Below are 12,966 nucleotides of genomic sequence, written 5' to 3'. Positions count from 1 at the left end.
CTTATAACATTACTTTTACATATGTTGAAACGATTTGGTATCTAAATTCTGCATAAATCTCTTTTTTTGTATGAATTGCCTTATTCTTTTTAGTGCAAATTCATATTCAACGTTGAATAGTTTGCATACACTTCTTACTGATTCATATGTAGCGTCAAATATATTTAATTCATTCAGCATAAAAGAGGGGACACAAGCATGATACATAAATTGGTTTGCTTTAGTTTCTTGGTATTGTCTGAAACTTTCACTCATACGTCGTTGATTTCCCCAATGAAATAGAACGTGAGCTAACTCGTGACAAAAATCTTGCCACAATTCTTGCTGAGTTAGATTTCTATTCAAAAATATACACGCTAGGTCTTTTAAGAATAGAGCTTGACTTGAATCGTCCCAATAAAACAATTTAACACCTAACCCATTAGCTATCTTATGATAGTTAAGTTGCTGCGGTTTCAAAATTCCAATTCGAAGATACAAATCTTTGATAAAGTCCTCTGTGTGACTCATGGTGTACATAAGACCATCTCCAATACACAATAATACGAACTTATGTTCCTGATTAGTATAAATCAAAAAAAACAAATTTTATAGTTAATTTTAAAATTAATGTATTCGATGAAATCGTTATTATATTTTATATCGAATATATTTGACATAAACATATATATTATATAGAATTTATTTATTCGATTATCCAAAAAGAAAGGAAGGTATCGAATTTTGAGTATTCACAAACAATTACCAGCTCTTATTAGAGCCTCTCTTGAAGGTGATAAAAGGACTGTTGAATTATCAGCTCTTAGTATTATGAGAAAGATAAAAAAGGAAAGTCCTAATATTTCCGAAGAGCTAGCAGAAATAATTGCAAACTATAATGCAGGTGCATCATTGACAAGGTCACTGGGTGTTAATTCACCCCCAATTGATAAAGATTCTTTTAATTCTTTGGTAAATATTCAAGATCCCGCCTTATTTGACGAAACTATAATTCTTGATAATGAAGTAGAAGAAATAATAAAAAGGTTTTTTAAAGAACGAGAAATGGCTCCAAAGTTATTATCAAATGGTATAAAACCGCCAAATAGTTTGTTGTTATATGGACCACCCGGTGTAGGGAAAACAATGTTAGCGAAGTATGTATCAGCAAACTTAACATTGCCACTAATTACTTTAGATTTATCTTCTGCCATTTCTAGTTATTTAGGGAAAACTGGTCAAAATTTGAAAAAGGTTCTTGATTATGGGAAAGAGAGTCCGTCGGTCTTATTATTGGATGAATTTGATGCTGTGGCTAAAAGAAGAGATGATCCTACTGACTTAGGAGAGCTAAAGAGGATTGTTAACGTTCTTTTAAAAGAACTAGAAGAGTGGCCAAATCATTCAATTATTATTGCTGCAACAAATCATCCTGAATTTTTAGATAGTGCTATATGGAGGAGATTTGATTTAAAAATAGAAATGCCATTTCCTAGTGAAGAACAAAGATATAAGTTGTGGAATATGAGATTTAATAATGAAATAGTTGCCATTCAAGAGTCAGTTTTAAGAGGGGTTGCGAAATCGGTTGAAAAGGTAACGCCTTCTGATATTAAACAAATCAGTGACAAAGTTTTAAGGCAGATTATTATAGATGAAATTGAGCCAGTTAGTGCATTAATAAATAACCTCAAAGATTTTGTAAGCGGAGACCATAAAGGGAATTTTAATAAGCAAATGGCTCTTGCTCTAAAACAAATTAATAATAAAATTTCACAAGCTAAAATAGCAGATATTTTAGGAATTAGTACTTCTACAGTAAATCATCATTTGAAATCCAAAAATAGTGAAAAATAATATTCATACTAAGGGGGAAGTTATGTGTCCAAAGATAAAAATGAAAATTATTTACCAATTTTAGGGAATGGAGAACGTTTAATTGATTCAGTTAGCAAAAAATTCGTAGGTGGTCCAGCTACGTATCCAAGAACTTTTGAAGAAGCAAAAACAAGAGTTATTAATCAGTTAAAAACTGTTCAGAAACAGATTGAAGCAATACCTGAAGAAAATAAAATGTCAGAAGTTATTTTAGCTTTACGTCTAAATGAAAAGTTCCTAGCAAAAACTTATACACCAGAAACTTTTTTTAAGAAGACTGGGTTTGAAAATATTGGTTCAAGACGTTGGATTTATGATGAAAATAAAAACACCGGAAAAACGAATTATAGTAAACTTCATTTTATTAAGACAGATCAAGAAAATTTGTTAAATCTTCGTGACTCGCTTGAGACGGGTTTAATTTCGTTAACTGAATCGTTTAAGAATGATGTAAGAAAAATTGAAGAATTATCATTATTGAAAACAGAAGAAGTTATTCAGGGATTTGGGGATGAATGGACAGAAGGTTCTGTAGAGTTTGTATTACATCCTTTTGAAGAAAATAATGATACTATGTTAGAAAAGTTTAAGAAAAGATTATTATACTTCGGTGTTCAAGAAGAAAGTTTGAAAATAAAATCCTATGATGGCGGGCCGACATTTGTCAGTGCTTTAGTAAAAAGAGAAGTTGTTGATAAAATCGCTGATTTTAACCCGTTAAGAACTGTGCATCCATTAAAATTAGAGTTTTTCCCTCAATTTAGAGGAGAAGATGGAAGTGAGCAAGGTATTTTACCACCAATTGGGAAGTCTATATCTCAAATTAAAGTAGGAGTCTTTGATGGGGGTATTGAATCTGAACATCCATTTTTGAAAAATTTTAGTAAGGAGAATCAATCTATAGGATCAATTGCCCTTCCAGAGGGAATAAAACATGGTACTGCTGTAGCTGGGGTTGTTCTATATGGAGATTTAAATCAATATGAAAAAGGTGAGCAACTTGAGGATCCTGTTGTCTTTGTTGAAAGCTTCAGAGTGCTCCCGGTAAAAAATCCTCGTGATTTAGATTTATATGAAGCTATTGATTTTATTGAAAATGTTGTTCCAAGTCGTCATGATATAGATGTTTATAATCTATCATTTGGCCCTGTTGGCCCAATATTAGATGATGAGATTTCTAGATTTACTTATGCCCTTGATATGTTAGCATGGAATTATCAAAAGTTGTTTGTTGTAGCGGTAGGTAATGACGGTCAAAGACCAGAACCATTTAATAGAATCCAAGCACCTGCAGATTTAGTTAATGGTCTTGGTGTAGGTGCTTATACTTATCATTCACAGAATGGAAGTATTGAAAGGGCAAGTTATAGTTGTGTTGGCGGAGGAAGAGAAGGGTGTAAAGTTAAACCAGATCTTTGCGCATTCGGTGGAGATTCAAAATATCCTATGCATTTGCTGAATGCTACAAATCAAAATGGAGTTTGGTTAAATGCAGGGACAAGCTTTGCAGCGCCAATTGTATCTAGTAAGGCTGCAGAGATATTAGGAAGATGTAACCAATTCACACCCATAGTAGCAAGAGCATTACTTATTCATGCCGCCGATAATCCTAATCGAGTTGACAATGAACTAGGTTATGGAATTATTAATCAAAAAGTTGAAGATATATTGAATTGTGATACAAACAAAGTAACAATTATTTACTCAAATTCAATGAACCCGACTGGTTTAGCTAAACTACCAATTCCTTTACCTTTAAATGCATCAATCGGAACAGATGTACACCTTTCCTGGACAATTGCTACATCGTCAAAGGCGAATGCATTACATGTAGAAGATTATACTGAATCAGCGATAGAAGATACTTTTTACCCCCATGATAAAAAATACAATTTTTCTAAACCTGGTGAAAAGTCATATAAACTTAATATTATTGATGATGCTAGTTTAATTGATGAATTATTAAATGATGGATATAGTCGTAGTAGTTTACCAGTAAGTGGTTCAGCTCATCAATATCAAACTGAACTAGCCCGAAGAGGGGAAATGAAGTGGGATACTGTAGTAAAAAAATGGAGAAATAGCCGTATTTCAACTCTGGAAAATCCATTCTTAGTATTACATGGTATGGGGAGAAATGGTAGTACAGATAGAATTGATTATGCTGTAATAGTTACAATCAGTGTACCTCGTTATGAAGGAAATCTATATGAAGCTATATTAAATGAATACAGAGTTTTAGAACCAATAGGAATCAGAAATAGAAATGAAATTATGATTAATATAGATTAATTCTCTAAGATAAGAAATAAAAAAGGACATACCAAATGGTATGTCCTTTTTTATAGTAATTTAAAAATCATAGCCTTTCAATCATTTCCCAGATAGCTTAAGGTTTGTGTAGCTATTATGTTGATTTAGGTAGTTCATTAGGTATATGCAGAAATTTAATAAATTTTTCTGTATTACTTTGTAAATAAAATATTAATAGTTAATTACTTAATAAAGTATAAAAGTTATCTACAAAATAAGGAATATTACTTCATTACCAGATGTTAAGAATTTGATATCTAATTTATTTATTACTTTGTAAATTTTATTTTAATGATTTTTTTCATTTTTAATCATTTCCCAAATCATTCGAAGTTTCCGAAGTTCTTCCTCATCCGATTTTGGAAGTTCTTTATACCATACTTGGAGTTCGGGGTCGTTGATGAATGCTTGGAAATCATCATCTTCTTTTTCAGCCTGGGATTGATGTGATAATTTGCTTTCATGTCCTAATATATAATCTGTAGACACTTCGAAAAAATCGGCAAGTTTTTTTAATGTATCAAAATCAGGTTGAGTAGATGACGTTTCGTATCTCGCATAAGTTGATCTATTAATATTCAATCGGTCAGTTAACTCTTTTTGAGAAAGACCGAGTTTTTCTCTTAAATTTCTTAACTTGTCGCCGTATTGCATCTATTCACAACCTTTCAAACTAAATTTAATTATGTATATTATAAGTGAAATATTTGCACATTAAATAAATTGTGAAAAAAATACACAAAAATCACTTGACTGTGCAAATAATGCACTTTATACTATGTGTAAGAAATGCACAAGGTGGTGATTAAGTGTTCGATAAAATTCTAAAAGAACGTAGAAGTTTCTTAGGTTATTCTCAACAAACAGTAGCAAAAGAAATTGGTATTGAACGTTCCTATTACACTAAAATAGAAAATGGACTTTGTCCTAGCGTTAAAGTTGCACAAAAAATTGGTGAAGTATTGGGAATAGATTGGACCATTTTTTTTACTAATAATTGTGTAAAAAATGCACAAAAAACCGCATAGGAGGCATTAGTATGAATCATTTACAAATTTTCAATTTTGAGAGTAATAATGTTCGGGTTTTAGAAATTAATAACGAACCCTGGTTTGTAGCAACTGATGTGTGTAAAGTGTTAGAACTTTCAAATCCAACAATGGCAGTAGGTCGGTTAGAAAATGATGAACGGTCTAAGTTCAACTTAGGACGTCAGGGTGAAACAAATATAGTAAATGAATCAGGTTTATATGAATTGATTTTCGCTAGTAGAAAACCGAGTGCAAAACAATTTAAAAGGTGGATTAAGCAAGAGGTTTTACCTTCTATCCGAAAACATGGTGCATACATGACGCCTGATGTAATTGAAAAAGTTCTGTTAAACCCAGACACAATTATTCAAATTGCTACTCAACTAAAAGAAGAACAAACAAAACGTAGAGAAGCTGAACAAATTATTGAGGAACAAAAACCTAAAGTTTTGTTTGCCGATTCTGTAAGTGCTAGTAATACTTCGATTTTAATTCGAGAACTTGCAAAATTAATAAGCCAAAACGGAGTACCAATTGGTGAGAAACGACTATTTGAATGGCTAAGGAGTAACGGTTATTTAATAAAGAAGCCTGGATCAGATTACAATACTCCAACTCAAAGATCAATGGAGTTAGGTTTGTTTGAAATAAAAGAATCTACTATTAATCGTTCAAATGGCATTCAAATCAAGAAAACACCAAAAGTAACTGGTCGTGGTCAACTTTACTTTATTAATAAGTTTTTATCTCAACAAAAAGCTATATAGAGGAAGGCGCTGGGCAAAGCGCCTTTCAAATAAGGAGGGCAAATAATGGAGATTTTATTTTCGAAAGAGGAGAAGCAAGCATTAATTAAAGAGTTGGCAAACGAATTAGCGCCAGTCTTAGTTGATTTAATTAAAAAACAATCTACAATGCCTGCTTTATTGACTAGAAAAGAATTTATGGAATTTGTTGGGGTTGGAGAAACGAAATGTGCCGAACTTTTTAAACGACACGATTTCCCAGTAACATACGAGTTTGGTCATCCTCGTGTACCAACATCTTTGTTATTAGAATGGATCAATGCAAATACGGATTGGGTGAGGGCAAATACGCCCAAATACAATATGCCTTATAAAGTTGGATAAGAGGTAGGGCATTACCTCTATGAATCTATTATATCTTTTTTGATTTTAGTCAACGGTCTCATAAAAGTTAACTTTAGAGGGGAATGTGACCGGAAATTAATGGAAAGGGTGAGAAAAGTGACTGCTAATAGAGTAGGTACAGTACTAAAAGAAATAAGGGGTGAGCAAACACAGCAACAATTCGCATTTGATATGGGGGTGGTGAGAGAAACCGTTTCTAAGTACGAAACCGGCAGGTCGCATATACCACAGGATATAAGTCGGAAAATCACGCAGAAATACGATAATCCAAAATTTGCAATCACTATACGTAATGAATATACAGGAACGGGCCCTAAGTGGTTAAATGGTCAGAATGTTGACTTGCATCGTTCAAGTGTAAAGGAAAAAACGGTAGAAGAATTGCAAGAGGCGCTAGATGCAATTTCAAATACAAGTCTTGCGAAGCCGTTTAGGAAGTTGAAACTCTTCGACTATCAGAATGTGGAAGAGGTCTTACTTGAAGCTGCAGAAGCTATGACAGCGTTAGAACACTTCATTGCAGTCGTTTGTAGTGAGGCAAATATCAGTTACACCAATCTGTGGGACAAGCATTACAGAGAATTAGCCAACTCTGGCTATATCACAACATAGGAGATATTGAATTATGAATCTAACGAAAATTAATAATGAAGTATTTAAAGAGAAGGCGTGTATAGATGATTTACTTGTACTAATCAAAATGCATACACAAGAGGGTCGCTTTGAAATTGCTGAACGACTTACTCAAGACTTACAAAATTCAATAGCAACAATCCAAAAGCTAGAACAACGTAGGGAATTTTACATAACAGCTAAGAAACTAGCAAAGCAAGGTATTTTAACCGAGGTGGTGAAAAGAGTTGAAATTGAAAACTTGGCTAGATAGTACATTTTTTCTTACTGAAGAAGAATTGGAAGAAGAGGAGAAAGTTCATTACAGCAACTATATATGGGTGTTCGGATACATCATCGCTGCAATTATTGGGATGTTTATCGGTTTACAAGCACTTGTTCAGTTGCAATAAAAAACTGCTTAATCGCGCCAACGATTAAACAGCTATAAAAGAAATGATAATGAATTTAATATAAGAAAATTATAACACAAGTCAAAGATGATTGCGAATGTATATTCGCTCTCGTCAAGCAGTTCACAATCAAAATTTAAACAAAGGAAGGTGAAAACACACTTCCTTGCTCTAATAACCCCTGAAAATGATTGTGGGCTGCTTGATGGGATTCCATCGGGAAGTAGGTGAAATTATAATGCCAGTTGAAATTGAAACTTTCAAGCCAGTTGCTAAATGTCATTACAAACAATGCGATGAGGTTTTGTACAAAGGTGAAGGTTATGTATTCGATGGTGATGTTTATTGTAGTACTGGATGTATAGGTGAACAACTAATTGAAGTTGGAGAAGTAGTTGAAGCTGTTGAAGTTGCATAAAAAAGGACCACTTTGCCGAGTGGTCCCATAAAAAACAATTTAATTACAGTAATTATAGCATAGGAGGTACAAAAATGGCACTTGCAAATGTTTCTACTTTAGAAATGGATCGTACTCAATGGCTCCGTGAACGACAAAAGGGGATAGGCGGTTCAGATGCTTCAATTATTTTAGGTTTTAACAAATGGAAATCACCATTTCAACTTTATTTAGAGAAAACTGGTGAACATGTTGAAGAAATAGATAATGAATTTATTTACTGGGGCAACAAATTAGAGGACGTTGTAGCAAAAGAATTTGAAGTACGTACAGGAAAGAAAGTACGTAAAAGAAACCAAATGTTTAGACATCCTGAATATACTTTTATGTTTGCTAACATTGACCGTGATGTTGTTGGAGAAAAAGCATTACTAGAATGCAAGACTACTAATGCATTTAATAGGGAAGCTTGGGAAGGTGATGAAGTACCAGCTGCTTATCTTTGTCAGTTACAGCATTATATGGCCGTCTTAGGTTATGAGAAAGCATATATTGCAGTTTTAATCGGGGGAAATCATTTCGTTTGGAAGGAAGTTGAACGTGATGACGAGTTTATTGACATTATGATTCGACACGAAAAAGCATTTTGGGAAAACCATATTCTTGCCGAAGTACCACCACCAATTGATGGTAGTCCATCCGCTACTGAATTATTGAACAAGCTTTATCCTACTGACAATGGTGAAGTGATCATGCTAGACCAACAATCTGAAACACTAGTTGAAGCTATTGAATTATTAAAAGCAGATAAAAAGCAATTAGAAGAACAGCTAAAAGCTTATGAAAACCAATTGAAAATGACATTGGAAGAAGCTTCAGAAGGACACTCTCATCGTTTCAAGGTGACGTATAAAGCACAAATACGAAACACAGTAGATAGTAAAAGATTAAAAGCAGAAATGCCTGATGTTTATGAAAAATTCGTTAAACCATCTACAGTTCGTGTACTAAACATTAAACAAATGGAGGCTAACTAAAATGAATAGATTAAAAGCGTTTACGGTTAAAGAAACGGTTGTAACAGAAAAAATCACAACAGTTTACGCAAGTAATAAAAAAGATGTTTACAGTTATTTGGAGAGAGGAATTAATTCAAGTCCTGAAGTCATAACAACTAATTCAACTTTATTAATTACTCTAGATAAGGAGGCTAACTAATCATGGCAACTACAAATGAATTAAAAGAACAAATGAAGCAAGCTCCAGCTCCTGGACAAGTTCCAAAACCGAAAACGATTGAAGATTATTTAAAACAAATGGCGCCGGCCATGGCTCAGGCTCTACCAAAACATATGGACGTAGACCGGTTAATGCGTTTAGCAATGACAACAATTCGTACAACACCTCAATTAAAAGAAGCTGATGTTTCAAGTTTGCTAGGGGCGGTTATGCAAGCTGCACAACTAGGGTTAGAACCTGGACTAATGGGACACTGCTACTTACTACCATTTAAGAATAATAAAAAAGGGATTACGGAAGTTCAATTCATCATCGGGTACAAAGGGATGATTGATCTAGCCCGGAGAAGTGGACATATTCAATCCATTTACGCTCATGCAGTCTATGAGAATGATGAATTTGAATATGAATTAGGGCTAGAACCAAAGTTAAAACATAAGCCGACTATGGGTACTGAAAGAGGGAAATTCATCGGTGCTTATGCTGTTGCTCATTTTAAAGACGGTGGGTACCAATTCGAATTCATGCCAAAAGAAGAAATTGAACATCGAAAAAGTCGCTCAAAAGCAGCGAGTTCTTCTTACTCACCATGGGCAACTGACTATGAAGAAATGGCTAAGAAAACAGTGGTACGTCATATGTGGAAGTATCTGCCGATTAGCGTAGAAATGCAGCAACAGGTTGCTTATGACGAAGGAACGGCTCCGAAACGTGAAATAAAGGATATTACACCGGACCAAGAATTTTTCATTGATGCACCTGAAATCGAAGAAACACAAGCAGAATAACAGTAAGGGGAGCAATCCCCTTGCTTAATAGGAGGATAGGGCATATGGCAAAGTACAGACAAGTACACACTACATTTTGGGACGATGGTTTTGTGTTGGATCTTACACCAGAAGAGAAATATTTCTATCTGTATTTAATGACTAATAACAATACAACTCAATGTGGCATCTACGAATTGCCATACCGAGTAATAGAAATGCAAACAGGTTACAACCGTGATACAGTCGTAAAATTACTGGGTAGATTTATTGAGTACGGAAAAGTGTTATACAACGAATCTACCAAAGAGATTATGTTAGTAAATTGGGCAAAATACAATTTTATTAACTCTCCAAAAGTTAAAAAATGTATCGAAAAAGAACTTCGACAGGTTAAACATATACCCTTTATTAACTCTTATCTTACCTCTTTGGAACAGTATGGATACCATATCGATACCGTATCAATACCCTTAAACCATAAAGGTGAGCCAAAAGACCTGAACCCTAATAATGACAAGGGTTCGATACCGTATCAATACCCTATGGATAGTCCATGCATAGACCTGGGGGAAGAACAAGAACAAGAAAAAGAACAAGAAGAAGAAAAAGAAAAAGAACAACAACAAAAAAGTCCGTTGTCGTCAACTCCATCTCAAAAGTTATTTGATCTATTTACAAAACGATTAAACAAGCTACCTAGTGCCCAATTACGTGAAGACATCAATTACTACTTAGAAACTTATAAAGATGTTGATTTGATTGTCGAGGCATTTAACCGAGCTTTATTAGATGGGAAAGTTAAAGCTAAAGAACGGTATGCAAATGGCATACTTCGTAATTGGAAACGCGAAGGAATCACTTCTTACAAACTATTAGAGGACAAGAAGATACAAGAACAGCACCAGTTTAAAAGCAAGCCATTTAAAAAAGAAGTGATACCTGAATGGTTTAACAAGCGTGATCAACCAAATTCACAATCCGATGAAGTAATAGATTTTGAAGCTGAGAGACAAAAAATATTAGCTAAATTGGAGGGGTAATATGCAATTTAGAAAAAATGGGATTCCAATTGACATTCCAGGGCAGCATAAAAGGGTTTCTACCAATCATTTCAAAGCACACAAAGATTTTTATAGATACAAAGATTATGCAACTTTGGAAGGCCTTGAAGAAGGTTTTCGAGTAATTGCTACAGCACCAGTTGCTCATCCAGAGTTTAAAAACCTTCTAGATAGGGGCTATCGAGTAATCGAAACTTGGAAAAGGAGTGATATTGCATGAGGGAACCAAACACAATTGCTAGTAAAACATTGGAGGGATGGAGATGGAATGTGTTTATTGTGGCCAATGGATTAACACGATAAATGAAAGTGAATACGAGTTTGATTTTGTCGGCGAAATTTGGCATACACATTGCATAATTGAAGAAATGAAGTTGAGGGAGGAACATGATAATGAGTGCAAAAGTGAAAGTATTAAGAGAAGTTAAACGAGCGTTAGACACACTTCCAAAGGTAAAAATTGATGAAGATTTAAAAGAAATGATTGAACTTCATGCGGAGGGTTTTGAAACGGAAGGGATTAAAATTTTAAATAACATGACATTAATAACTTTCATTCGTTGTTTAATAGATGGCTATGAGGAAGATTCGCCGGAAAAAGAAATTGAAGATTTATATGAAACTCATTATAAAACGAAGCTCATGGATAATATATCAGATGAAGGTAAAAATGTATCACGTGGCATTTGTTATGCAATCGAAACTATGAACGAAATATTCGATTTAAAACTTAACTTGAATGGAGCGACAGAAATTGATTAATCGAACAGTACTAGTAGGAAGATTAACAGCCGATCCAGATTTGAAATATACACCTAGTGGTGTACCAATGGTGAAATTCACATTAGCAGTCAATCGGATTCATAAAGCGGAAGGGCAACCAGAGGCTGATTTTATTCGCTGCATAGCATGGCGCAAGCAAGCTGAGAACCTAGCAAACTTCATGAAGAAAGGTAGTTTGATTGGTCTTGAAGGCCGAATCCAAACTGGTAGTTTTGAGGGACAAGATGGAAAAAGGGTATATACAACTGATGTAGTAGCAGATAGTATTCAGTTTTTAGAATCACGCTCAAACAATTCAGATGGCTCAAATTCAGCTTCAAACTATCAACCTAATACAAATTATCAATCACAACCACAAACGCAAAATACGGGGCAATATGGAGGTCAAACATACCAACAGAATTATACGAGGGTGAATGAAGATCCATTTGCAAGCGGAAATGGAGCAGTAGTTTCAGAAGATGGCTTGCCATTTTAGAGAGGGGAAATACTAGTGAATTTACAAAAACTATTTGAAGCACAAAGAGTATTAGATGAACACATCATGAATGAGCATCCTGTACAAGAAAATGAAAATCGATTGGAGAAAAAGATTCTTGCCTTACAAGTGGAACTCGGTGAATGTGCAAATGAATGGCGAGGGTTTAAGTTTTGGAGTAATAATCAGAAGCCGAGGACAATGGTATTAACAGACAACCCAGATAAAACAGACAAAAACAAGCCGTGGTTAATAAGGAATTTACTTCTCGAAGAATACGTTGACTGTTTACATTTTATTTTAAGTATTGGAGTTCAGAAGAGTTGGACGTTTGATAGAGTGCCTTTACTAAATAGTGATGAAGCATTAGAAATTCAATTCAATGAAGCGTTTTTAGCAATATCCCATTTTTACGTGGATAAACGGTTATCAAACTATGAACGTGTGCTTATAGTTTTCTTGTCACTTGGACAATCACTCGATTTCACTTGGGAAGAAATCGAACAAGCTTATTTCGATAAAAACCAGATCAATCACCAACGACAGGAGGAAGGATACTGATGCCATCCTATAACACTTTGAATGAGATAATAGAAAAATTTAATAAAGTAAATAGCGAAATTCGATTCGAAGGTCGTGAATATAAGTACGTGAATATCATTTTTGAGAAAAACGTAAAAAAGTTAGTTTATCGCTGTGAACGTGAACAGCACAATTTAGTGGTTTCCATGATGGGTGATGTCGTGGTGAATGCTGAGGGGGTTTATAGTATAGGTGATGTTGCAGTTTAACAAAAAAAGAGCTCCTAAAAAGTAGCTCTAAAGTATTCATAAAATCCCATATTCATTGGAACAGCCCAAA

At 34.2% G+C, this 12,966-nt stretch carries 20 protein-coding genes; 18 read left to right on the top strand and 2 right to left on the bottom strand.

What is annotated here, in order from left to right:
• Positions 1 to 15: 15 nt before the first annotated feature.
• Positions 16 to 519 carry an ImmA/IrrE family metallo-endopeptidase gene (locus H9636_RS07275; protein WP_191706962.1) on the bottom strand — a complete coding sequence of 168 codons (504 nt, stop codon included), beginning with the start codon at positions 517 to 519 and terminating at the stop codon, positions 16 to 18.
• A 204-nt stretch (positions 520 to 723) separates the two neighbouring features.
• Here H9636_RS07275 and H9636_RS07270 point away from each other — a divergent pair, with 204 nt between their 5' ends.
• Positions 724 to 1,836, top strand: a complete 1,113-nt coding sequence (locus H9636_RS07270; RefSeq protein WP_225230122.1) for an AAA family ATPase — start codon at positions 724 to 726, stop codon at positions 1,834 to 1,836.
• A 24-nt stretch (positions 1,837 to 1,860) separates the two neighbouring features.
• Entirely contained in the window at positions 1,861 to 4,149 is a 2,289-nt protein-coding gene (locus H9636_RS07265) for a S8 family peptidase (RefSeq protein ID WP_191706961.1), read from the top strand.
• A gap of 309 nt (positions 4,150 to 4,458) precedes the next feature.
• Here H9636_RS07265 and H9636_RS07260 read toward each other — a convergent pair whose 3' ends face one another.
• Positions 4,459 to 4,824, bottom strand: coding sequence for a helix-turn-helix domain-containing protein (locus H9636_RS07260; protein WP_191706960.1), 366 nt, complete (start codon positions 4,822 to 4,824; stop codon positions 4,459 to 4,461).
• A gap of 155 nt (positions 4,825 to 4,979) precedes the next feature.
• On the opposite strand from H9636_RS07260, the gene H9636_RS07255 reads away from it, so the two are divergent.
• The 16 genes from H9636_RS07255 (at position 4,980) to H9636_RS07180 (ending at position 12,896) form a co-directional block, all read left to right on the top strand.
• Positions 4,980 to 5,198, top strand: coding sequence for a helix-turn-helix transcriptional regulator (locus H9636_RS07255; RefSeq protein WP_191706959.1), 219 nt, complete (start codon positions 4,980 to 4,982; stop codon positions 5,196 to 5,198).
• 11 nt (positions 5,199 to 5,209) lie between these two features.
• Positions 5,210 to 5,968 (top strand): phage antirepressor, encoded by a 759-nt coding sequence (locus H9636_RS07250; RefSeq protein WP_191706958.1) that lies wholly within the window; start codon positions 5,210 to 5,212, stop codon positions 5,966 to 5,968.
• A 45-nt stretch (positions 5,969 to 6,013) separates the two neighbouring features.
• Positions 6,014 to 6,331, top strand: coding sequence for a hypothetical protein (locus H9636_RS07245; protein WP_191706957.1), 318 nt, complete (start codon positions 6,014 to 6,016; stop codon positions 6,329 to 6,331).
• A gap of 117 nt (positions 6,332 to 6,448) precedes the next feature.
• Complete coding sequence (locus H9636_RS07240) at positions 6,449 to 6,964, top strand: helix-turn-helix domain-containing protein (protein WP_318241006.1); 516 nt, start codon at positions 6,449 to 6,451, stop codon at positions 6,962 to 6,964.
• 13 nt (positions 6,965 to 6,977) lie between these two features.
• Positions 6,978 to 7,238 carry a hypothetical protein gene (locus H9636_RS07235; RefSeq protein ID WP_191706955.1) on the top strand — a complete coding sequence of 87 codons (261 nt, stop codon included), beginning with the start codon at positions 6,978 to 6,980 and terminating at the stop codon, positions 7,236 to 7,238.
• The gene (locus H9636_RS07230; protein WP_191706954.1) at positions 7,213 to 7,377 is read left to right on the top strand and encodes a hypothetical protein; all 165 of its coding nucleotides are present in this window, start codon (positions 7,213 to 7,215) and stop codon (positions 7,375 to 7,377) included. The genes H9636_RS07235 and H9636_RS07230 overlap by 26 nt, the downstream gene beginning before the upstream one ends.
• A gap of 205 nt (positions 7,378 to 7,582) precedes the next feature.
• Positions 7,583 to 7,795, top strand: a complete 213-nt coding sequence (locus tag H9636_RS07225; protein ID WP_191706953.1) for a hypothetical protein — start codon at positions 7,583 to 7,585, stop codon at positions 7,793 to 7,795.
• A gap of 74 nt (positions 7,796 to 7,869) precedes the next feature.
• Positions 7,870 to 8,811: a YqaJ viral recombinase family nuclease gene (locus H9636_RS07220; RefSeq protein ID WP_191706952.1), complete on the top strand. Its 942-nt coding sequence runs from the start codon at positions 7,870 to 7,872 to the stop codon at positions 8,809 to 8,811.
• Position 8,812: 1 nt separating this feature from the next.
• Positions 8,813 to 8,992 carry a hypothetical protein gene (locus H9636_RS07215; RefSeq protein WP_191706951.1) on the top strand — a complete coding sequence of 60 codons (180 nt, stop codon included), beginning with the start codon at positions 8,813 to 8,815 and terminating at the stop codon, positions 8,990 to 8,992.
• 2 nt (positions 8,993 to 8,994) lie between these two features.
• Positions 8,995 to 9,801, top strand: coding sequence for a recombination protein RecT (gene recT, locus H9636_RS07210; protein ID WP_191706950.1), 807 nt, complete (start codon positions 8,995 to 8,997; stop codon positions 9,799 to 9,801).
• A gap of 44 nt (positions 9,802 to 9,845) precedes the next feature.
• Positions 9,846 to 10,823: a DnaD domain-containing protein gene (locus H9636_RS07205; protein ID WP_191706949.1), complete on the top strand. Its 978-nt coding sequence runs from the start codon at positions 9,846 to 9,848 to the stop codon at positions 10,821 to 10,823.
• A 1-nt stretch (position 10,824) separates the two neighbouring features.
• Positions 10,825 to 11,064, top strand: coding sequence for a hypothetical protein (locus H9636_RS07200; RefSeq protein WP_191706948.1), 240 nt, complete (start codon positions 10,825 to 10,827; stop codon positions 11,062 to 11,064).
• A 173-nt stretch (positions 11,065 to 11,237) separates the two neighbouring features.
• Entirely contained in the window at positions 11,238 to 11,606 is a 369-nt protein-coding gene (locus H9636_RS07195) for a hypothetical protein (protein WP_191706947.1), read from the top strand.
• The gene (gene ssb / locus H9636_RS07190; protein ID WP_191706946.1) at positions 11,599 to 12,105 is read left to right on the top strand and encodes a single-stranded DNA-binding protein; all 507 of its coding nucleotides are present in this window, start codon (positions 11,599 to 11,601) and stop codon (positions 12,103 to 12,105) included. The genes H9636_RS07195 and ssb overlap by 8 nt, the downstream gene beginning before the upstream one ends.
• Before the next feature lie 15 nt (positions 12,106 to 12,120).
• On the top strand, positions 12,121 to 12,666 hold the full coding sequence (locus tag H9636_RS07185; protein ID WP_191706945.1) for a dUTP diphosphatase: 546 nt from the start codon (positions 12,121 to 12,123) through the stop codon (positions 12,664 to 12,666).
• Positions 12,666 to 12,896, top strand: coding sequence for a hypothetical protein (locus H9636_RS07180; protein ID WP_191706944.1), 231 nt, complete (start codon positions 12,666 to 12,668; stop codon positions 12,894 to 12,896). Before H9636_RS07185 ends, H9636_RS07180 begins: the two co-directional genes overlap by 1 nt.
• Positions 12,897 to 12,966 lie beyond the last annotated feature (70 nt).

Source organism: Ureibacillus galli, assembly GCF_014836845.1.
GTDB lineage: Bacteria > Bacillota > Bacilli > Bacillales_A > Planococcaceae > Ureibacillus > Ureibacillus galli.
The sequence above is the reverse complement of the archived record's forward strand: the minus strand, read 5'-3'. Positions and strand labels throughout refer to the sequence as shown.